Source organism: Luteibacter anthropi, from assembly GCF_011759365.1.
Lineage (GTDB): Bacteria > Pseudomonadota > Gammaproteobacteria > Xanthomonadales > Rhodanobacteraceae > Luteibacter > Luteibacter anthropi.
The window spans coordinates 452621-473820 of record NZ_JAARLZ010000001.1 but is presented as its reverse complement, the minus strand read 5'-3'; the positions used below and the strand labels follow the sequence as shown (position 1 = coordinate 473820).

The window sequence follows — 21200 nt, the reverse complement described above, 5'->3', positions numbered from 1 at the left end:
GTCCCCCTACCACTGGCCACGAATGCCGAACATGAACATGCGCTCGGAGAACGTCGAGTGCCCGGGCTGGTTCGACCATGTCAGGTAATAGCGCTGGTATTCGTTGGTCAGGTTCGTGCCGTTGAGAAACACTTCCATCTGCTTGGCAAACTTGTAGGAGACCGACGCATCGATGTATTCCTGCGGGGCCTCGTACAGCTCCAGGCCCGTGATGCCGCCAACGCTGTCGGATACCGCGCGCCGGGAGCGGTAGTTGTACGCCACGCGCGCCTGGAAGCGGTCGTCCTGGTACCACAGGATGAAGTTGCCCGATTTGGTGGAGTTGTCCTGGAACGGGATCTTCTTGCCTGCCAGGTCGCGCTCGCCGGAATTGCTGGGCGCGTAAGTGGCATTCAGCTCCATGCCCGTCTTCGAGAAGATGCCTGGCAGGAAGGTAAAGCCCTGCCGATAGTCGAATTCCGCACCCTTGATGCTGTTGCCCGTGCCCTGCACGGGCTGGGTAATGACGATGCAGTGATTGCGTACCACGCCGTCTTCATCGGGCAGCGTGCAGTTGGTGACACTGCCGTTCTTGATGAAGCTGTCCACATTGATGCGGAACAGCGCGAGGCTGATCATGCTGGTGGGGTTGATGTAGTACTCGGCCGAGGCGCCAAAATTGGTGGAACGCCAGGGATTGAGGTTGGGGTTGCCGGTGGACGTACCGTTGGCAACGCGGAACACCGGGCCATCGGGCGTCTCGGACAACGAGTAGTTCAGCGTCAGGCCGCCCGCCCAGGTGCTCAGGTTCAGCGGCATCATGTTCTTCGAATAGGCAAAGCGGAATTTCAGGCTGTCGGTCGCGTCCAGTGCAAAGTTCAGCGACGGCAGGATGTCCCGGTACGATCGCCGGGTGATATCCGTACCCACGTCTTCCGGCTCGTCACCATAGGCACCCGGTGCGCCCGTCAGGTGCTGCGTCACGTTGAGCTTGCTCTGGATGATGCGCACGCCCACGTTGCCGCTATAGGGCATATCACCGATCGTGCCGTTGAAGTCACCCTGGAGATAACCCGAAAGCTCCTTGAGCCGCACGCCCCACGTGGTACCCGGCTCGCCAACCCGAACGGTATCGGGATACAGCGACTTCCAGAACGCCTCGGGATTCTTCATGGCATCGGGGTCGAGCGCCCAGAAGTTGATGCCGGACCCGAGCAAGTTGTTGTAGGCCTTGAAGTTGCTCGCCAGTGGTGCGACCGTATTCGGCATGGAGATGGCCGAAAGCGGGCCGGCACGGAAATAGCCCTGGTCGTTGCCGGCCGTACACGAGCCACTGTTCAACACCACGTCGGCGCCGACATAGCGCACCAGACACCCGTTCGGATCGCTCGCACCCATGCCGCCATACACCGGGGTCTCGAAGGTCCAGCCCTTGTTGCTTGCATTGCGGATGCTGTTGCGCAGGCCGAATTCGAGCTTGAACCCATCGTTGAAGTCGAACTTGCCGTCGAACCGCAAGGCGTTGAGGGCCACCTTGCGGTCGTAGTTGCCCGACGATTCGAGCGTCTTCATCGTCCAGGCGGCCGGATTGGCGAATGCTGCCGCCAATTCGGCCGGTGTATCGATCTTCAGGTAGCGGCCACGAAAGTCGGCCACGATGGGCAAGGTGTTCTGCGGGATACCCGAGGGATTGAATACACGGTTACCACCCAGTGCGGCGGGATACACCATCGTCCCGGGCGGCACGGCGTCGTCGGGTACGCCATCCTTCAGGACATTGGGCCACAGGGCGCCATCCGAATCGGATACGTTGACATCGGTTTCCTGGAGCGACTGCGACGCCGTGTCGTGGATACCCCGCAATGATGCGGTGAACGGGCCACCGTCGTCATAGTCCAGCTGCAGGTTCAGGTTCTTCGCCACGGAGAACTTGCGGATCATCTGCGAATACGATTCCACGTCGCCCGGCCACTTCTGGTACACCTGCGTGGTGAAGATATTCGATCCTTCCCAGCCAGGCTCGGGCGTGCCGTACTGGCCAAGTGCCGGCCGGCCGGTATCCCGCGATTGCAGCGGCACATAGGTCGCGCCCTGCCAATTGGTGGAGTTGAACTGGATACCGACGTTACGATCGAACTCGTGCTGCTGTGAATAGAAGTAATCGCTCGTCAGGCTGAAGCCGTTACCGATATCGAACTGGAACGAGGCATTGCCTGATTTCCGCTTACGCTCGGTAATGATCTGGTTGACGCCGAAGTTCTGGCTACCCAGGAAAACGCCGTTCGACTTGCCGTCACCGTTCACGTCCACGCTGCCATCGGCGTTCTGCACGATCTTCGACGGAATGGGTGCGCCGTTCCATGGCGTCAGGAAGCCGTTGTAGCCGCCGGAACTGACCGCGTTCTCGCCGTTGAGCACGGCACCATACTGGTCCAGGCCTTCGGTGGAGTTCATGCGTCGGGTATCGGAGTAGTCACCCGAGATCAGGAAACCCCAGCGGCCGTTGTCGTTATAGGAGATCAGGCCGTTGCCCTCGGGCCCCGTGTGCTTCGTGGTCGAACCGCGTTCGCCATTGGCCGAGTAGCTGTACGTGAAACCGGAAGGCAGGTCCCACGGACGGTAGGTATGCAGGTCGATGGCACCGCTGATGCCCGCGTCGGTTTCGCTGGCGGTCGCCGACTTGGCCACGTCCGCACCATGGAACAGCGTCGACGGCAGCATGCTGAAATCCGGCTGCTGGGAATCGATCTGGTCCGCCGTGATGAAGATCTCGCCATTGAGCATGGTGCCCACCTGGGGCAGGCCGCGGACGTCCACTGATGTACCCACGCCCGCATCGCGATTGATCTGCACGCCAGTGATGCGCTGAAGCGAATCGGTAATCGTCGTATCGGGCAGCGCGCCGATGTTCTCGGCGGTAATACTGTCCTGGATCTTGTCGGCATCGCGTTTTACGTCGATCGCCTTCATCTGCGATGCGCGCACGCCGGTAACCGTGACGCCCGAGAGGTCGACAGCCTTCCTGGCGCCGTCCTGATCGTCCTTGTCGCCTTCTTTCTTCGGCGCGGCCGGCGTTGCGGGCGGCGCGGCTTGCGCGTCCTGCCGGATATCGAAGAACGTGGAAGCGCTTGCCGACGTCGAAGCGACAGCCAGCAGCGTCAGCGTGATAGCGAACGACAAGGGATGCTTACAAAGTGGTGTGGACATGGGCCGTGACCTCGTGACTGTTGCCTGCCAGGAACGCGTAATGCCCGGACGCGCGCGAAAGCGCACGCCGTCGTGGTGCCAGTGCTTGTTTTCCCCAAACCCCCGGCGCGCCCCCGCGCACCGCGTTACTTCACTTCGAGAACGACATCCTTCCCAGCGCCCACTGCCCCTCGCGAGGGTCGCCGGTCACAAACACACACAAGGCATGCGCATCCGCCGCGATGGGCGTGGAAAGCTTCGTTTCCAGATGCACCTGACTACCCAAAGGCGTGGCGCGACCAAGCGGCAGCGTCGCGAGCCGTGGGCCATCACAGGCGTTTGCATGGATCTCGATGGCGTCTTGTCCATCGTGGCTTCCACGCACTACGGCGCCCCGGGCTTCGTCGCCATAGCGCCACGGCAGCTTTTCGGCCGTCACGGCGACGTGGCTGGCGCCCTTTACGTCTGCCATGCGCCACATCCAGCAGGCGTTTCCGATCTCGACGGCATACACCGGACTCGGGCCATGTGCCGGCCTGCTGCCCTGCAAGCGCGACGGCGGCTCACCCGAGCAGGTTTCCAGTGCAGTGCTGTCGCGACTTGACAGGGTAGCTTCGGTGACCTGGACTGACCGGGCCGAGGCGAGCACGCTGCCGTCCGGTGCGAACGTTGCAGCTCGCAACGTCACCCCGGCGGGCATCGTGAGCGGCTGCGCATACATCGCGGATGTCGCCGACGGCGCTGTACCGTCGGTGGTGTAGCGGATGGAACCACTATGGACCTGGTTGTCGAGCACCGCCCTGAACGCGCCGCCCGTCGCACGCGATAACTGGAACGTCGGCGCGAAGGCGGTATCCGCGACGCCAATGCCCAAGGCGCGATAACGCTCCATCTGAGCGGGGAGTCGTGCCAGGAATCCGTTCCAGTCATGAGCCGAGGGCGCCGACCAGCCCAGTTCCGCCAGCGCGGCGATACGCGGGAACGCGGCATGCTGGGTGTGTGCGAACGTCAGCATCTGCTCGGCCCACAGGCCGGCCTGCACGCCGATGATGTGCTTCGCTTCGTCTGCATTAGTACCCGGCGGCACCAGCTGCGAGTCGTACACCTGGCGCAACGTCACCTCGGGCGGCGGCCCGGCCCATTCGTCCGGGTGCCCGGATTGCAGGTGATCGAAGTACAACGATTCCTGCGGCGTCATCACCACATCGTGCCCCTGGCGAAGCGCCGCAAGCGCCACGCGCTCGTCGTGATCGCCATGCCAGGACATCACGACCTGCCCGCGTGGCAGCGCCACGCCAGCGGCTACTTCGTCGTCCCAGCCCACCGGGGTGCGACCGTGGTCGACGAGGTACGTGGCGACCTGCTGCATGAACCAGCCTTGCAGCTCATCCATGCTGGCCAGTTTCAGCGCCGTCATCTGCGCATTGACCTCAGCCGAGGTATTCCACTGCTGCTTGTCCGCCTCGTCGCCGCCGATGGAGACGTAGCGCGACGGGAACAGGCGCATGACCTCGTCCATCACGTCATTGACGAATCGCAGCGTCCTGGCGTTCGGGTTCAACAGCCAGGGACTGACACCCCAGTCGGTCCACACGGCCGGGCGCCTGCCTGTCACGCCCAGCCAGGGATAGGCGGCGATGGTGGCCTGCGAGTGCCCGGGAAGATCTATCTCTGGAACGATGTCGACGTAGCGCTCAGCGGCGTAGCGCACGATGTCGCTGATCTCGGCTGCCGTGTAGACCTTGCAATAAGGCCTGGATCGCCCGCCCGACACCTCACTGTCATTACCTACGGCGTCGCGACATGCACCCGCCGTAGACAGCTCGGGATACTTCGGTACCGGCAGACGCCAGCCCTGGTCATCGGTGATATGCCACACGAGCACATTCAGCTTGTCGAGCGACATCCAGTCGATCAGCCGCTTGATCTTGTCGGCGTCCTGGTAGTGCCGGCTGGAATCCAGCAGCAGGGCGCGCCATGCAAACCGGGGGTGATCCTCGATCGTGCCGTAGGGCACATGTGCGATGGCACCTCGTGTCCAGCCCGGCGGCGTCAACAGCTGCCACGCCGTCACGCTTCCATAGAACGCACCGCGTGCGGTACGGGCCGTGACGGTAATCCCTTGCGGGCCTATAACCAGTGCATAGCCCTCGTCACCCACGACAGCCGCATCCGGGCGCACATCGAACGTCACCGCCACGGGCGCGTTGCCGCTCGTTGTTTTGCCTATCGTCAGCCCACGCACGTCGGCGACCCGCTGCACGAAGTGATTCACGACAGCGGCCATGGCCGCGTCATCGCTTCCACGTACGACGACGCCCGCACCATTGCCAATGTCCAACACGCCGGCACCCGACGGCTTCACCACGGCGGGCATGGGAACCAGCGACCACGCAGGTACCGGTGCAGCGGTGGCGAACCCGCTTATCGCGTGCACAGCGATGACTATGGCGGCACACGTCAGTACGAAGTGGCGTTTACATCGCGTCGGCTTACGCTGCCTCATGCGACCAGCCCCTCGGACAACGTGGCTTCGGGCACTTCGCGACGCCCCAGAAACCAGCGCGCGGCTCCCTGCACGCCATGGCAACCATGCTCGGTCACCCACACCGGCACCTGCGCCAGCAGGGGACGCGCACTGCGACCATGCAGGAAACGCTCTTCGAACGCGCTGCGCTTGAGCAGATCGAACAGCGAAGACAGGAAACCACCGGCAAGGAAAATGCCTCCCGTCGGCACGCAGGTCATGGCAAGGCTGCCGGTGAAGCTTCCCAGGACGGCGCAGAACAGCTCCACCGCCTCCACGGCCTGCGGATTGGCCTGCGCCGAGGCCGTTGTCGTGACGTCTTTCGGTGTCGCCAGCACCGGCGTCTCGCCATCAAGCTCGCAAAGCGCCTGGTAGATGGTCAGCAGACCCGGCCCCGATACGATGGCTTCGACCGGTACATAGCCCCCTTCCGGCGCAATCCACGCGAGTACGTCGCGCTCACGCAACGAGTGGGGTGCGAAATCCATCTGGCCGGCTTCCGTCGTGAGTACGGTTGGCCGGGTTACACCGGGCACATGCAAGGCCGCACCCAGCCCCGTGCCCGGGCCGACCACCAGGGACGGCCCCGGGCCTCGATCGGACGGCCCGCACAGATGCCTGCCACTGGCGGCCAACGGACCGTCGATGGCGTAGGCAAGGGCTTCGAAATCATTGAGGAGCGCGATCTCGACCAGGCCAGGCGTGGCGCGCAAGTCGTCGATCCGCACGGGCCACGGGAGGTTGTCGTTCACCACCTCGTCGCCCATCACCTGACCGGCACACGCCAGTACGCAATGCGCAACCGGGGTGCGCACCTCCGCCTCGATGAATGCGTGGAGCAGCGCGGCAAGCGAGGGAAACGCGGCACAGGGAAACACGCGATAGGCGAGCGTCTCGAAAACGCCCGTCCCATCGTCGGCAGCGCGCATAAGCGCGACGTGGCCATTCGTGCCGCCGATATCGCCCGCAAGAAATTGCATTCCCGATGTCCCCCACCCCTTTGAAACCCACGGGTGAATCACGTGATCCGCATGCCCCCGCACCGGATTGGACATCAGGGTGTAACGGGACTGACACCGGTGTCAAGACATGCCGCAACAGGGATGGAACCGGGTGCAAGGCGTCGCCACGACTCCGCGGAAGCTCATGTCGATACCGTGGGCGCTCATTCGTCGTATACATGAAGGCGGCCATCCCGGCCGCCCTCATGCCAGGAGAGAGTCATGTCCTACATCGATGGTTTCGTCATCGCCGTGCCCAACGCCAACCGCGAAAAGTTCATTGAACACGCCCGCACCTTCGATCCCTTCTTCCTGGAAGTGGGGGCCCTGCGGGTGGTGGAGTGCTGGGGTGATGACGTGCCCGACGGCAAGGTCACCGACTTCCGCCGTGCCGTGCAGGCACAGCAGGAGGAATCCGTTGTGTTCTCGTGGGTCGAATGGCCCGACAAGGCCACCCGCGATGCGGGCATGGCGAAGTTCATGGACGACCCGCGCATGGCCGCCGCCAGTGACTGTCCTTTCGACGCCAAGCGCATGATTTTTGGCGGCTTTACATCGGTCGTCAGCTTGCCGGGCTAACGGCGTATCGAATTCGCTACGTCGCCGGAAGCGGTGCGAACATACGCCATGGCGTATAAATTCAATTTATTCGCTTTGGCGTATATGTATAAAATATACGCCAAGTTGTATATTGCCTTTTTATACGAGATAGCGCATATTTCGATAAGGAGGCTTATTCCATGCCCGACCTCGCCCGCTCAACCAAGCAGATTGGCGCCGTTATCCGCCGTCACCGTAAGCGCCTGGGACTCAACCAGAACGAACTGGGAGAGCGCACCGGGCTCCGGCAGGCCACGATCTCGCAGATCGAGAACGGGAAGCCGGGCAGTCAGATCGATACCATCCTGGCGATCCTGGCCGCGCTGGATCTTGAATTCCAGATCGGCGACCGCCGCCATGGAATCGATATCCGGGAGCTGATTGACTGATGGCAAGAAGCCGACGACATCCGCCGTTACGCGTTTATCAGAACCATCGGCTCGTAGGGCATCTGCTCAAGGAAACCAGCGGAGCCATCGCGTTCCGCTACGATCGCGAATGGCTTGATCGCGCGCAGGCTTTCCCGGTTTCGCTGTCGCTGCCGCTTCGCGAGGAGGCATGGCACGGTGAACCCGTGGTGGCCGTATTCGACAATCTTCTGCCTGACTCTCCGGAGCTGCGCAAGCGCGTGGCAGAAAAAATCGGCGCCGCCGGACCCGATGCGTACAGCCTGCTGGCCGCTATCGGCAGGGATTGCGTTGGCGCGCTTCAATTCCTTGAAAGTGACGACGACGATACACCGAATGATACAACCGCGATCTCCGGTGAACGCGTCGACGATCAGGCCATCGAAAAGCTGCTTACGTCATTGGCACAAGCCCCGCTGGGGCTTCGCAAGGATGATGACTTCCGGATATCCATCGCGGGTGCCCAGGAGAAGACCGCCCTGCTTCGCCTCGATGGTCAATGGCTGAAACCCCACGGAACCACGCCAACCACGCACCTGTTCAAGACACAGATCGGAACATTGCCCAACGGCGTCGACCTTTCCGACAGCGTCGAAAACGAATTCTATTGTCTTCAGCTTCTGAAACACCTAGGCCTGCCGGTGAACAATGCGCAGATCATGCGCTTTGGCAACACCAAGGCCCTGGTCATCGAGCGTTTTGATCGACACTGGAGCGAAGGGCGCCTGATTCGTCTTCCACAGGAAGATTTCTGCCAGGCACTTTCCGTACCACCTTCCCGCAAGTACCAAAGCGATGGTGGTCCAGGCTTCCGTGATATAGCCGGGCTTCTTAGCGGTGCCGATCGTCCGGCCGAGGATCACCGCACCGTGCTGCAGGCTCAACTGGTGTTCTGGCTACTGGGTGCCACCGATGGTCATGCCAAGAATTTCAGCCTCTTTCTTCGCCCGGGCGGAAACTATGCGTTGACTCCGCTTTACGATGTCCTCAGTGCCCAGCCCGCCGTGGATGCGCGCAAGATCGAACGCAAGCAAATGAAAATGGCGATGTCCGTAGGTGACAAGCGCCACTACCGCATCGATGAGATTCAGGCGCGACACTTCCAGCAAAGTGCAGATGCCGCGAAAATACCGCCCGCCCTTTCGGCCAGGGCTATCGACGATATCGCAACGCACATGGACCGCGCACTCGACCAGCTCGAAGCCAGTCTGCCAGGCGATTTTCCCGAAGCGTTGCATCAATCCATCAGTGCAGGCGTCCGACGCCGCTTGAAAGCCCTTCGACTCGGCCTCGCCGCCTGATCATTGCGCCAATGTTCGACGATAAGCCCCCGGGTAGCGACCATGAAGACATGGCTGCCGCCGGTGCCCCGGGGGATACCATCGTCAGTCGGTGAGCACCCCCAGCCCGCGCAACCATGTATCCAGCAACGCGGGCCAGCCGCCGATGGCATCGGTTGTCTTGCGCAGGGCGAACGCATGCCCTCCCTTCGCATACAGGTGCATCTCCACCGGAACACCTGCCTTCGTGAGCGCAAGGTAGTAGCTCACCGAGTTACGTACATCGTCGACGGGGTCGTTCTGCGCCTGCACGATGAAGGTGGGCGGTGCCTTGGTGCTGATCTTGTTCCTGGGATGCAGCTTCATGCCGTGTTCGTCCTGGTCCCACAGATGCCCCGGATACATCGCGATGGCGAAATCGGGAACAGGATTCTCCTTATCCGCATCGTCAACGGGCTTGTAGCTCAGGCGAGGATGATTGCTGATATCAGCCACCATATGACCACCCGCCGAGAAGCCGATCACGCCGATGCGCTGCGGATCGATCTGCAGCGCTTTCGCCTGATGTCGCAAGAGCACCATGGTGCGCTGCGCATCCTGCAATGCCATCGGCGCCGTTGGCTCCTTGCCGCAGTTGCAGTCGTCATTCCACCAGGGTCCGGAACCCGGCACCCGGTACTTGAGTACGACGCAGGTCATGCCTTTGGCGGTGAATGCGTCGCAGATCTGCGTGCCTTCCAGTTCGATGGCAAGCACGCGATACCCCCCGCCAGGGAACACGACCATCGTTGCGCCGCTGTTCTTTCCCTTGGGTGGATAGATGGTCATGGTCGGGCGACTGACGTTCACGATGGCAACCAAGGGTGCGGGCGCTCCGGGTTTTTGTTCGTTCCATACGCCCTCCGGCCCCTTCACGGGCGGCCTGGCTATCGCAAGGCCCTCCGGCCATAGCGGCACCTGCTTGCGTGGTGCTTCGGGCTCCCATGCGGGCCCTGGGTGTACCCAGTCGTTGGCGCGCACGGAGGCACAACCCAGCGCGACGGCGATGAACGCAAAAAACGACGCTATACGTATGCACATGATCCGATCCCCAGCCATGAATTCCCTGTCCTGGCATGGCAACACGGCAATGTGGCGAAAGGCTGGAGCGACCCGGCTGGGGAGCGGGCACGATCCGCCGGTAAGATGTGGCCTTGCTCCGTCGGACCTGCCCCATGCCGGTATCGCTGCTTTCACTATCGTCCCTGATGGACCCGTTGCGCGGCTTCGTCGCCGTGGGCCGGCGCATGAGTATCACCCGCGCAGCGGAAGACCTCTGCCTGACCCAGTCGGCCATCAGCCGCCAGGTGCATGCACTGGAGAGCCGGCTGGGCGTGAAGCTGCTCGTGCGCGGGCATCGTTCGATCACGCTCACTGCCGAGGGTGAGCGCCTGTTCCGCACCGCCGATGCCGCGCTACAACAGCTGCAGGAAGCCGTAGGCGCCATTGGTGACGAGGCGCGGCGTCGCATCGTCACGCTCAGTGCCAGCATCGGCGTCACCGGCCTCTGGCTACTTCCTAGACTGGGCCAATTCCAGTCCGCGCATCCCGATATCGAACTACGCATCGCCGCGCAGAACCGCCTCACCGATCTGGCCAGGGAAGACGTCGATCTCGCGATTCGCTACTGCTCGCGATCGGCTGCGCCCGAAGGTGCCCTGCATCTCTTCGACGAGGCGATTGCCCCGGTCGCGCATCCTTCCCTGCGTATGGGCGAAAACCTTGTCGATGACCAGGTCTTGCTTGAATTCGATGATCCTGCCCGTCCCTGGCTGCACTGGGATACCTGGCTGAAAACGCACGCGATGGCCCACGGCCGGCCACGCAGCATCCTGCGCTTCAACCAGTACGATCAGGTGGCTTATTCGGCCATGGCCGGCCAGGGTATTGCACTGGGCCGGGTGCCACTGCTTGGCACCATGCTGGCGGAAGGACAGCTCGTGGCCCTGGCACCTGCCGAAGCGCCGCATGGCAGCGATCATGGATACTGGCTGCTGAGTGAAGATACGGGCGACGATGCGCGCACGGTGGTGGACTGGCTCGTTGCGCAGGCGCGCCCATCCGCCTGACGCATGCTCCCCGCGCATGGCAGGCATGAGGATTGAGCGTTTGAACGGGCCGCCGCCGGGCGGTGCAATAGGCACGGATTTTTCGCCGGAACCGTGCCGTGTATCTCCCCCTGTCCCAACGCCTTCCTGGCGTCATTGCGAGCATGAGCTACCTGTCTCGCACTGAGGAGCGCCCCTTTCAGTACGCCTATCCGCCCCCGGACGGCCAGCCCTGGGAGAGCGCCGATTACGATATCCGTGCCACGTTCATCGCCGATGCGCGCCGAACAGAGGGCTCGGTGCACGATTGCGGCTTCGTGCTGTGCGATGCCCCTACCGGTGTGCGCGACTTCGAGGACAAGGACGAGCTGGCCCGCGTCTATTACCCGGAAGTGGCATCCCTGGCCCTGGCAGCGACCGGGGCTACGCGTGCCTACGTCTTCGATCACCTGGTACGCAAGCGCGAGGCGGACCGTCGTGCGTTGTCGTTCGGCCGCTCGTCACGCGGCCAGCCTGCCGCCGCCAACGGCCGCATCCATAACGACTACACCGAACAGTCCGGGCAGCGACGCCTGGGCCTGGTGATCGGCGAAGATGCCGCCATGGCAAATGGATCTCGTTATGCCATCGTCAATGTCTGGCGATCCATCCGGGGGCCAGTGCTCGATACGCCACTGGCCGTCTGCGATGCCCGTACGGTGGATGCCTCGGAGCTGGTGGTCGCCGATGTCCACTACCCGAAACGCAAGGGCGAGATCTACATGCTTCGCCATGGCCATCGTCACCGGTGGTCGTACTTCTCCGGAATGGATCGGCACGAAGCCCTGGTTTTCAAGCAATACGACTCGCAGGTGAGCGGCGTCGCGCGCTACACCCCCCACGCCGCCTTCGAACTGCCGGACGTGCCGGCAGGCACGCCCCTGCGTGAAAGCATCGAGGCCCGCTGCCTCGTCATCTTCGATTGAGACCGTCCATGATCGAGTTCTGGTTCGACTTCGGCAGCAACTACAGCTATCTGTCGGTGATGCGCATTGAAACACTCGCGCGACGGCACGGCGTGGATATCGCATGGCGCCCTTTCCTGCTCGGCCCGATCTTCCAGTCGCTGGGCTGGGAATCCTCGCCCTTCGTGTCGCAGGACCTGAAACGCCAGTACGTATGGCGCGACATGGCCCGGCGTTGCGAGCGTTATGACCTTCCCTGGTCGGTGCCCAGTGTCTTTCCGCGACGGTCGATCCTTGCGGCCAGAGTCGCACTCGTCGGCGCGCAGCAGCCGTGGATCGCTGCGTTTTCACGTGAAGTCATGAAGCTCAACTTCGCCGCAGACGAGGATATCGACAGCGCCGATACCCTTGCCCGCGTGCTCGACCGGCTTGGCCTGCCTGCGCAAGCCATTCTTGATGAAGCCGTATCCACGGCAAACAAGGACAAACTTCGCGAACAGACCAACCGGGCCGCAGCACGCGGCATCTTCGGCGCCCCCACCTTCTTTGTGGGCGACGAAATGTTCTGGGGCGACGACCGTCTCGACGACGCCATGGCGTTCGCCCTGAAACATCGCTCCGCTACAATACGATTTTAAGGAGAGCACGCATGGCAAGGATTCATCTGGTGGAAGGCCCGGTCGGTGCCGGCAAGTCCACGTATGTCGCCAGCCTTCAGTTGCTGCACGCGGCACCGGCGCTGATCCTCGATGCCTGGTTCGTCCGCCTGTTCAGCCCGGACCGTCCCGCCGAAGGCCTCATGCCCTGGTACGTCGAACGCAAGGAACGCTGCTTCACCCAGATATGGACCACAGCCCGCGACATCCTGGATCGCGGACACGACGTGGTGCTTGAACTGGGGCTGGTCGAACGGGCCAGCCGAGAACGCTTCTACGCCATGGTCGACGAAACCGGCTACGACATGACCGTCTACCTGCTCGATGCACCCCGCGAGGTTCGCAGGGAACGCGTCCAGCGGCGCAACCGCGAGAAAGGCCCCACCTTCGCCATGGAGGTACCGGAAGCGTTCTTCGAAATGGCCAGCGATCACTGGCAGCCGATGGACGATGTGGAAATCGAGATACGCGATGTACAGGTCGTCGCCCAGGCCTGAACCTCAGTACAGACGCAGAGACAATTCCACGTCATCCGCGAAGGGGACGGAGAGGTATCCGCCTCCCGCCGAACGTACCCGGTCAAGATACTCGGGGTTGTACTCGGCATTGTCGGCCACCACGAGTGCACCGGGCCGCAGATTCGCTTCAACGAGGTCGAGCACGTCGGCATAGAGGGCCTTGGCACCGTCGAGCAGCAGGACATCCACCAACGCGGGCAGGTCGCTGCGCAAGGTGTGCAGCGCATCGCCTTCGCGTATTTCCACGAGGTCGATGAGGCCCGCTTCCGTAAGGTGCCGGCGCGCACGCTGCACTTTCGACGGTTCGAACTCGCAGGTGATGACGTGACCACCGCCGTTATCACGAAGTGCCGCTGCGATATACAACGTGGAAATGCCGAACGACGTACCGAATTCCACGACGCTACGCGCACGGCTGTGGCGTACGAGCATGTAGAGCAACATGCCTGTTTCGCGGGACACCGCCAGCGGCATGTCCTTCAGGTGCCCATAGAAGTCCAGGTAGTCGGTCTTGCTGCGCATCAGGCGATTGCGTTCGCCTGCCGTCAGCGATGCCACGGCGGGCACGTCGAGCGGCGAAGCGCGGGCGGCTTCGTCGAAAAGACGGTCGATAAGAGGCGCCACGGGGGCGCAGGTCAGGGTAGACAAGGGAGAATCTCCGGGGCAGATGCGTACTGGTCGACGCCGGACTAGAATGCGATCAATTCGTCAGGTTTTCTAATCGCATTAGGACCCGCCCATGCCAGAGCGCCGCAACCCAACGATTTCCTTAAGGAAATCACCCAAGCAGACACGCTCTGAAGGGCTGATCGCCATCGTCCTGGAAGCCGCAGCTCAGGTTCTGGCCAAGGAAGGCGCGCAGCGCTTCACCACGGCCCGAGTGGCCGAAAAGGCCGGCGTCAGCGTCGGCTCCATCTACCAGTATTTCCCTAACAAGGCCGCCATCCTGTTTCGCCTGCAAAGCGATGAATGGCAGCAGACCTCGGCAATGATGCGGGACATCCTTGAAGACAAGGCCACCTCGCCCCTGCAACGACTTCGTCGGCTGACGCATGCCTTCATCCAGTCCGAATGCGATGAAGTCGGCGTACGCTCAGCGCTGAACGATGCGGCGCCGCTATACCGCGTCGCTCCGGAAGCCCATGATTTGAGGACCGAGGGAACGCGACGCTATGAAACGTTCATACGTGAGGTGCTGCCTGCAGCCCCTGAAACCACCATTGCCACGGTGACAGACATCGTCTCTACCACGCTCGGCGCCCTCGGCAAGGAATTCTCCGAGCAACGCCACGATGCGGGCGAGATTTCCGCCTATTCCGATGCCGTCGCGGACATGCTTTGCGCTTACCTTGTGAGTTGTGGGGCCAGATCGTCCTAGCCAGGTTTGCTGCGCCATACGCCCGGCGACTGCACTTGAAGTGCCGGATAGGCCCTGCTACGTTTCGCTCGCGGCCCTGACCGGGCTGTCGTAAGCGTTCACGTCAACCAACGCGCTCCGTATCGCGAATGCCTGCATTCGCGTCCTTGCGCATGAGTTGACGACATGAAACCACCTACGTTCCTTGCCGCGCCCCTCCTTGGCCGCGGCCCCATCGCCCCGGACCGCCTCGGGCTCTTCCTGTTTTTCCTTGCCAGCCTCGCCGACGGCGCGCTGATGCCGTTCTTCGCCCTGTGGGCGCAGCATGAGGCGGGTATTCCCACGCGTTACATCGGCCTTTTGCTCGCCTGCTATGCCGGCGGAGAGCTTCTGGCCACGCCCCTGCTCGGTGGCATCGCCGACCGCATCGGACGGCGCCCCGTGCTTCTGTGCTCCACGCTTGGTGTAGGGCTTGGCTTCGTGCTTCTCTCGCAGATGCACGGTGTATTCGCCATCGCTTTATGCCTGCTGGCGATCGGCATTTTCGAGTGTGCCTTGCATCCGACCGTACAGACCGTGATTGCCGATGTGGTGCCGGAAGATCGGTTGCGCATGCGTTTTGCATCGGCACGCATCGCATCCGGTGCGGGACATATTGCCGGTCCCGCATTGGGTGCCGCGCTGGCACTGCTATCGCTGAACACCGTGTTTGTCGGTTGCGGAATATCGCTTCTGGTCGCTGCACTGCTTGTGTTCTGCCTGCTGCCCGAAACGCGTCCGCTGGAAGAGCGATCGGCGCACGACGATGAGGAAGACGAAGAAGGGCTGTCCGCGCTGTTTCCCGCCTTCCGCGACCGCCGACTTGCCATGCTGTTGCTGTGGTTCGTGCTTCTGGAAATCGTGGACGGCTGGTCGGCGGCGGTCATTCCCCTGTATGCCAACGGGGAGCACGCACTGTCACCTTCTGGCGTGGGCCTGCTGTTTACCTACGGTGCCGCCGTAATGGCCTTGCTGCAATGGCCCGTGACGAAGTGGAGCGAGCGCATCTCGTCGTACCCGCTGGTCATCGCATCCGGCATGACGCTGGCCGCTGCCTTCCTGCTTTTGCTTCTGCCACCGGTGGCGCTCACCCTCTATGCCAGCGTGACGTTGTTCTCCCTGGCACAGGTGCTGTTCGGTCCCCTGGTGCCGGTTACGGTGAATGCCCTGGCTCCCCCGAAATCACGCGCGTCTTATATGGCGGCGGTCTCGACAGTCAATGACCTGAAGGACTCCGCAGGTCCGGCAACGGGAATGCTTCTGTATGGCATGGCCGCAACGCTGCCCTGGCTGATCGGTATACCGGTTGCCATCGGCGCGGCCATCGGACTAGCGACGACCATCCGGCGACACGAGCGCACGGCGTCCGCTTGAAACCTGCTTGAAAAAGAGGGGCGCCTCCCGGCGCCCCTCTTCTCACACCCACTCAGGTCTTCTTGCGCGTGCGCTTCTTCGCAGCGGGCGCCTTGGGAGCTTTGGGTGCCTTGACCGCCTTCGGCTTCGGGCTTTCCTTTACTGCCGGCGCCGATGCCGCGCTCATCTGTTCGAGCCAGGACAGGTCATCGACGTAGGAAAGGAAGTGGCGCAGATAAGGCGGCGACAGTTCCTGCATCAAGGCGATCGAGCGATGCACCAGCGCGCTGGAATTCAGCGGCCCGGCATCCGTCGGCACATGATCGAGCGACTGGCGGAACTGGCTTTCGGAGCGTTGTGCATCCCATAGCAGATGAAAGGCTTCCAGCTCCGGCAGCTCAGGCCAGGTAGGTGCCGGGGGCGTCATGCCATCGACCAGCTGGCCCAGAGGGCCACGCGTGCGTTCGCTCGCAACGACGTCGCCGGCTTCCTCAGGCGTCGCGCGCAGCGCGGTGATGCGCTCGTCGAGCAGGCGCCGCGCGGGACCTTCCATCGACGATGCCCGGCGTTCGAGCGCCTCGATCAGGCAATGCCGGATGGCGCGGGTCGCTTCACGGACCATGGGCGTTCGCGGGCGCATTGGATGGCTTCGGGATCGGCGCGATCTCCACGCGGCGGTTCTTCGCCCGGCCATCCTCATCGGTATTGGATGCCACCGGCTGCTCCTGTCCGAACGCCGCCGCGAACACCGACGACGCAGGCACGCCTTCACTTACCAGCGCACGGGTCACGGTCAGCGCGCGCTGCGCCGACAGCTCCCAGTTATCCGCATAGCGACGGTTGCCCTCGTGCACGATCTGATCATCGGTGAAACCGCTGACCATGAGGATTTCATCGCGCGAGCGCAGGTAGGCCGTGAGCGGGCCGGCGAGGCTCTTCAACAGCTCCAGGCCTTCCGGCTGGAGCTGATCGGAATTGAGTGCGAACAGCACGCTGCCGCTGATGCCGATGCGGCCGTTGACCAGCGTAACCCGGCCGCTGGCGAGCGGCACGGCCAGCGCCTGCTCCAGCGACACGCGCCGCTGGGTTTCCGCCTGGTGCTGCTTCACTTCCTGGTCGAGCCGGCTGGTCAGTTGCAGCTGCACGCCGATCACGCCCACGAGAATCAGCACGAAGGCACCCAGCAGCACCGACATCAGGTCGCCGAAGGCGGCCCAGATCGGAGTGGACGATTCCCCTTCGAGATCGATCTCGTCATTCATGCGGCGTCGTTTCCTTCGCTCTCACGCGAGGCACCGAGGCGCTGCATGTCTTCGAGAATCTGTTTCTGCGACAGCACGCTGAGGTCCACCACTTCGCGCGCCTGTGCGACGTAGTAGGCCAGCTGTTCGTCGCTGCGCGTCGAGGTCTGGTCCAGCGCTTGGGCGATGTGCTGCAAACGCTCCATGAGCTGGTCGTTCGATTGCCCGAACATCTGCACGGCCGCACCGAAGGCCTCGCCCAGGCTCGCAACTTCCGCCGCGCTGCCGGTGACCTGTGCCGCCACGGTTTCCAGCTTGCCCGTCTCGGCTTCGATGTGATCCGTAAAGCGCGTACCGACACGCTCAAGCAGTTCGGCCGAGGTGCCGACCAGGGCATCGATGGCCGTGCGCTGTTCGACCGATGCGTGGTTGACGGCATCGAGCAGGGTTTCGAGCGTGGCCAGCAATCGGGTGCGCTCTTCCAGCATCGAAGTATCGCGAACCATGCTGTCCGACAGCTTCTGGCGCAGTTCGCCCACCACTTCGGCCGCCACCTTCGGCGCTTCGGCCGCGGCCTCGACCAGACGCGAGATCTCGGCGATGGTTTCGCCGGCATGCGTCTTTGCGCTGGCCGTGATGGATTCAGCCGTGCGCTCCAGCGTGTCGCAGATGGCCTGCTGCTGGCTGGCAACCTTTTCACCCGCCTGTTCCCACTGGGACTGCAAGGTCGTGGCGACCGAGCCAAGTGCGTCCACCGAGCCCAGCGCCAGGCGCGCAACTTCGGCAATGGTTTCGCTGGAACGCACCTGCACACCGGCAACGATCTCGTTCGCCGTGCGCTCGAATCCGTCGACGATGGCCTGCTGACCTGCGAACGCTTGTTCGCTGGCCTGCGTCCATTGGGTGTTGAGGCCGGTAGTGACTTCAGCCAGCGCGTCCTTCCACTGCGCAAGACGCTGCGCGTCACGCGACTCCAGCACGGACTGCATCTCGGCATGCGAGCGGCTCACCGTATCGACGAGGGCGGCAGCGCGTTCGCCGAAGGCTGCCGTAACGACATCCAGTGCCTGGGCGTTACGCGACCCGAGCGCATCGTTGGCCGCTTCCTGCTTCGCCAATGCATCATTCCATGCACTGACCGCACCGGCTCCCACCGCATCCAGACGCGCTGCAACGCCATCGACCAGATCAGCGGAGCGCTTTTCAAACGTATCGGCAAACTTCGCCAACGAGCCTTGCAGATCCTGCACAAGCGCCGCATTCGTTTCGCGCTGCTGCGACAAGGCATCCCCCCACGTACTCGACAGTGCCTTGCTGGATGCATCGAAACCCGCCGACAGGCCGTCCAGCTGACGCTGCACCGCCTGCGTCACCGTTTCGCGCAGGGCGGTAGTCTCACCGGCAAGCCCGGCCATGGTGGCCTCGACGGCAGGCTGGATCGACGCGCTGGCGGCACGCGCGCTATCCGCGATGCCTTCCTTAAGCGACTGCTCCACCGACGCGGCAAGCTTCGTGTAGATCGCCTCCGCCGTGGCGTGAAACGCCTGCTGGCTGGCGAGCTGGCGCTCGGTGGCGTCCACGTTGTGCTTCTCGATCGACGCCATCATCGCTTCGAGGCGATCCACCAGCAGCGGCATGGCCTCTGCCTGCTGCCGCATCAGGCGCAGGGATTCCTCGCGCTGATGCGTCTGCGAATGCTCGCGCAAGGTGGTGCCGAGCTTCGCATCAAGCGACTGCACCGCCAGCATGCGGTCGCGACGGACCAGCGCCGAAAGCAGGCCCAGCATCGCCGACGTGGCGATACCCGCGATCGATGTGCCGAACGCAAAACCCAGCCCCTTCACGGGTGCCGCCAGCGAGCCACGCATGGCCTGCAGGTCGGTGGCACTTTCCAGCGCGAGCCCGGTGCCGCGCAGCGTTGCCATCATGCCCAGCAAGGTACCCAGCATGCCCAGCAGGACGAGCAGGCCAACGAGGTAAGGAGTAAGGGTTGGTGCGGGCAACGCCACGCGCTCACCCGCCACGCGCAGGCGGACGGCATTGCGCAGGCCTTCGGGCAGGCGGGTCAGCCAGCCATCGATGCTCTCGGGTGCCGCATTCAGTTCGCCAACCGCCGAACGCAGCGCCGTGGTGCCCTGGCGATAGCGGTAAAGCTCCATCGCACCGGCCAGGTAGCACACGCCCACCAGGATCGCGATGGCGGCACCGAGCGGATTGGAGCCCACGTAGCCCACACCGATCCAGCAGACCACGGCCAGGCCGGCAAGGAACACGACGGAAGGAATAAGGTTTCTGAACATGATTTTCCGGTTAACTGGCGCGAAGGGCGGCAAGCAGCCCTTCGATCGGTTGGAAGCGGACATCCAGCTCCGCGAGCAGCACGCTCTGCATGTCCTTGCGGAAGACATCGACCCACGCGAGGGAGTCTTCCGGGGCAAGGCGACGCAGGCGTTCGAAGCGCTCGGCGAGAAGGATAGGGACATTAGCCAGCAGGCCGTGTTCGAGCGGGCTCAAGGAGCGCTCCATCACGGCATCCACCTCTGCCAGCCGCCCCATGTCAGGGGAACGACCGGCCAGCATATCGCGCAGGTCGCCGCGCAGGCGCCCGGTGGCGGCCTGCATGGCCCGTTGCATGGTGAGGTAACGCTGGCGGAAAACGACGTATTCGGGCGGCGCATCAGCCGCAGGCACCTGCCCACCCCGTGCCGGCACGGCCACCGGCTCGCGTCCCGTCACGATGGCCTGGGCCAGCTGCGCCCGAGCCCGGACACACTCCTCCTCCACGGCACTGCCAAAGAGGGGGGCATCCTCAGGAGCCTCGGGCAGCTTGCCGTCCAGCGCCGTGGACAGCGCAATGGCATGGCTCCAGGCCAGCCAGCGGCTGAGCCGGTCCGGCAGCGAGCCGCCCGGCTGCGGCGCCGGGGCGCGGCTGAGACGGGCGATCAAGCGGATGAACGTCGGGCCGCGGACAGTCGTTCGTTCAGGTGCCTGCACTTAGGGGTCTACTGGCCAAAAGACGGGCATTTTACACGCGAAACGTGGGGTGGGCCGTGGGAAGCTGAATGGGCTCGGGGCTGGTGTGTTCTGCTTCGTAGGGAGGGCTCGCCTGTCGGCCTCGCGCTCGGCGCCTGCTGCGTGGTCGCTTAGAGGCGACGGGGGCGGCCCTTGGCGCGCCGGCCTGCGGTGTCCCTCGGGAAAGGAGGAGCCGCTGCGCGGCTCAGTGTCTTATGGCTTGCGCCCCTTCGGGCAAGGGGAGCGGGCGGGGTTTCCTGACTCGACATCCTGTCTCGGCAGGAAAGGCCGGCCTTCCTGGCCGGCCCCGCTTCGCGGCCTTTTCCGCCCACTCCCCTCACCTCCATCAAGTCGCGCCAAGGGCCGCCCCCGCCGCCTCTCCCCACGTCGCGGCAGCTTGTTGTAGGAGCGCGCCTGCGCGCGACCGGTTATCGCGAACACCATCATCGTTTCGATTCCACCGGTCGCGCGCAAGCACGCTCCTACAGAGATGCGGTGTCGCACGATGGATCGCCGATGCGACCGGCGCCACATCACGACTAACCTGACGTAACTACTGTCGTGTAGGAGCGCGCCTGCGCGCGACCGGTTGTCGCGAACATCTTCATCGTTTCGATGCATCCGGTCGCGCGCAAGGCGCGCTCCTACAGGGATTGTGTGGCGCTGGATGGATATCGAAACGGTTGGCGCCAAAGCCGATGCAACGTCATCGTGTTTGCTGGCAAACCGGGGCGCTGGGTTCCTGCGTGCGCAGGAACGACGGGGGCGATTTTTGAGAATATTTCCATACCCAAACGCATCCGCAATTTGGTACGGTGTGCGCGTTGTCTGCTCGTTCGTTGATGGCTCGGCAGACAACCATCGCTCGACGTATCGAGAAAGACGCGGAACGGAGGTGCGCTAACACCTCCGCCCGCTGACCAAACCAACTATCCAAAGGAGTTGATATGGCTGTGCCAAATCTTAAGGCATTCTCACACCCACCGTCTGTCCCGGACGGTCCAGGGACGTCC

At 63.3% G+C, this 21200-nt stretch carries 18 protein-coding genes; 9 read left to right on the top strand and 9 right to left on the bottom strand.

What is annotated here, in order from left to right; all coding sequences use genetic code 11:
- Window positions 1-6 precede the first annotated feature (6 nt).
- The 3 genes from HBF25_RS01950 to HBF25_RS01940 all read right to left on the bottom strand — a co-directional run bounded on the left by HBF25_RS01950 (window position 7) and on the right by HBF25_RS01940 (window position 6672).
- Window positions 7-3186: a TonB-dependent receptor gene (locus HBF25_RS01950; protein WP_166946038.1), complete on the bottom strand. Its 3180-nt coding sequence runs from the start codon at window positions 3184-3186 to the stop codon at window positions 7-9.
- Between the two features lie 130 nt (window positions 3187-3316).
- Window positions 3317-5671 (bottom strand): beta-N-acetylhexosaminidase, encoded by a 2355-nt coding sequence (locus tag HBF25_RS01945; protein ID WP_166946036.1) that lies wholly within the window; start codon window positions 5669-5671, stop codon window positions 3317-3319.
- Window positions 5668-6672 carry a glucokinase gene (locus tag HBF25_RS01940; RefSeq protein ID WP_166946034.1) on the bottom strand — a complete coding sequence of 335 codons (1005 nt, stop codon included), beginning with the start codon at window positions 6670-6672 and terminating at the stop codon, window positions 5668-5670. Before HBF25_RS01940 ends, HBF25_RS01945 begins: the two co-directional genes overlap by 4 nt.
- Window positions 6673-6915: 243 nt before the next feature.
- On the opposite strand from HBF25_RS01940, the gene HBF25_RS01935 reads away from it, so the two are divergent.
- From HBF25_RS01935 to HBF25_RS01925, 3 genes are all read left to right on the top strand, one after another.
- The gene (locus HBF25_RS01935) at window positions 6916-7272 is read left to right on the top strand and encodes a DUF1428 domain-containing protein (protein WP_166946032.1); all 357 of its coding nucleotides are present in this window, start codon (window positions 6916-6918) and stop codon (window positions 7270-7272) included.
- 161 nt (window positions 7273-7433) lie between these two features.
- Entirely contained in the window at window positions 7434-7682 is a 249-nt protein-coding gene (locus tag HBF25_RS01930; protein WP_166946030.1) for a helix-turn-helix domain-containing protein, read from the top strand.
- Window positions 7682-9001 carry a type II toxin-antitoxin system HipA family toxin gene (locus HBF25_RS01925; protein WP_166946028.1) on the top strand — a complete coding sequence of 440 codons (1320 nt, stop codon included), beginning with the start codon at window positions 7682-7684 and terminating at the stop codon, window positions 8999-9001. Before HBF25_RS01930 ends, HBF25_RS01925 begins: the two co-directional genes overlap by 1 nt.
- Before the next feature lie 84 nt (window positions 9002-9085).
- On the opposite strand, the gene HBF25_RS01920 is transcribed toward HBF25_RS01925, so the two are convergent.
- Window positions 9086-10060 carry an alpha/beta hydrolase gene (locus HBF25_RS01920; RefSeq protein WP_166946026.1) on the bottom strand — a complete coding sequence of 325 codons (975 nt, stop codon included), beginning with the start codon at window positions 10058-10060 and terminating at the stop codon, window positions 9086-9088.
- A gap of 134 nt (window positions 10061-10194) precedes the next feature.
- On the opposite strand from HBF25_RS01920, the gene HBF25_RS01915 reads away from it, so the two are divergent.
- The 4 genes from HBF25_RS01915 (at window position 10195) to HBF25_RS01900 (ending at window position 13164) form a co-directional block, all read left to right on the top strand.
- A complete protein-coding gene (locus HBF25_RS01915; protein WP_166946024.1) occupies window positions 10195-11088 on the top strand; it encodes a LysR substrate-binding domain-containing protein in 894 nt (297 codons plus the stop codon).
- A gap of 143 nt (window positions 11089-11231) precedes the next feature.
- On the top strand, window positions 11232-12032 hold the full coding sequence (locus tag HBF25_RS01910) for a CmcJ/NvfI family oxidoreductase (RefSeq protein ID WP_166946022.1): 801 nt from the start codon (window positions 11232-11234) through the stop codon (window positions 12030-12032).
- Between the two features lie 8 nt (window positions 12033-12040).
- Complete coding sequence (locus HBF25_RS01905) at window positions 12041-12649, top strand: 2-hydroxychromene-2-carboxylate isomerase (protein WP_166946020.1); 609 nt, start codon at window positions 12041-12043, stop codon at window positions 12647-12649.
- 11 nt (window positions 12650-12660) lie between these two features.
- Entirely contained in the window at window positions 12661-13164 is a 504-nt protein-coding gene (locus HBF25_RS01900) for a P-loop nucleotide/nucleoside kinase family protein (RefSeq protein WP_166946018.1), read from the top strand.
- Window positions 13165-13167: 3 nt separating this feature from the next.
- Here HBF25_RS01900 and HBF25_RS01895 read toward each other — a convergent pair whose 3' ends face one another.
- Window positions 13168-13833, bottom strand: coding sequence for an O-methyltransferase (locus HBF25_RS01895; RefSeq protein ID WP_166946016.1), 666 nt, complete (start codon window positions 13831-13833; stop codon window positions 13168-13170).
- A 91-nt stretch (window positions 13834-13924) separates the two neighbouring features.
- On the opposite strand from HBF25_RS01895, the gene HBF25_RS01890 reads away from it, so the two are divergent.
- Together HBF25_RS01890 and HBF25_RS01885 are read left to right on the top strand one after the other, a co-directional pair.
- Window positions 13925-14563 (top strand): TetR/AcrR family transcriptional regulator, encoded by a 639-nt coding sequence (locus HBF25_RS01890; protein ID WP_166946014.1) that lies wholly within the window; start codon window positions 13925-13927, stop codon window positions 14561-14563.
- Between the two features lie 165 nt (window positions 14564-14728).
- Window positions 14729-15955, top strand: a complete 1227-nt coding sequence (locus HBF25_RS01885; RefSeq protein WP_166946013.1) for an MFS transporter — start codon at window positions 14729-14731, stop codon at window positions 15953-15955.
- 52 nt (window positions 15956-16007) lie between these two features.
- On the opposite strand, the gene HBF25_RS01880 is transcribed toward HBF25_RS01885, so the two are convergent.
- Genes HBF25_RS01880 through HBF25_RS01865 form a run of 4 tightly spaced genes read right to left on the bottom strand, consistent with a single transcriptional unit; the run spans window position 16008 to window position 20169 of the window.
- Window positions 16008-16556, bottom strand: coding sequence for a DUF2894 domain-containing protein (locus HBF25_RS01880; protein ID WP_243852948.1), 549 nt, complete (start codon window positions 16554-16556; stop codon window positions 16008-16010).
- Window positions 16546-17196: an OmpA family protein gene (locus HBF25_RS01875; RefSeq protein ID WP_166946009.1), complete on the bottom strand. Its 651-nt coding sequence runs from the start codon at window positions 17194-17196 to the stop codon at window positions 16546-16548. Before HBF25_RS01875 ends, HBF25_RS01880 begins: the two co-directional genes overlap by 11 nt.
- A complete protein-coding gene (locus HBF25_RS01870; RefSeq protein ID WP_166946007.1) occupies window positions 17193-19475 on the bottom strand; it encodes a DUF802 domain-containing protein in 2283 nt (760 codons plus the stop codon). The genes HBF25_RS01875 and HBF25_RS01870 overlap by 4 nt, the downstream gene beginning before the upstream one ends.
- Before the next feature lie 10 nt (window positions 19476-19485).
- Window positions 19486-20169 (bottom strand): DUF3348 domain-containing protein, encoded by a 684-nt coding sequence (locus HBF25_RS01865; RefSeq protein ID WP_166946005.1) that lies wholly within the window; start codon window positions 20167-20169, stop codon window positions 19486-19488.
- Window positions 20170-21200: the final 1031 nt, after the last annotated feature.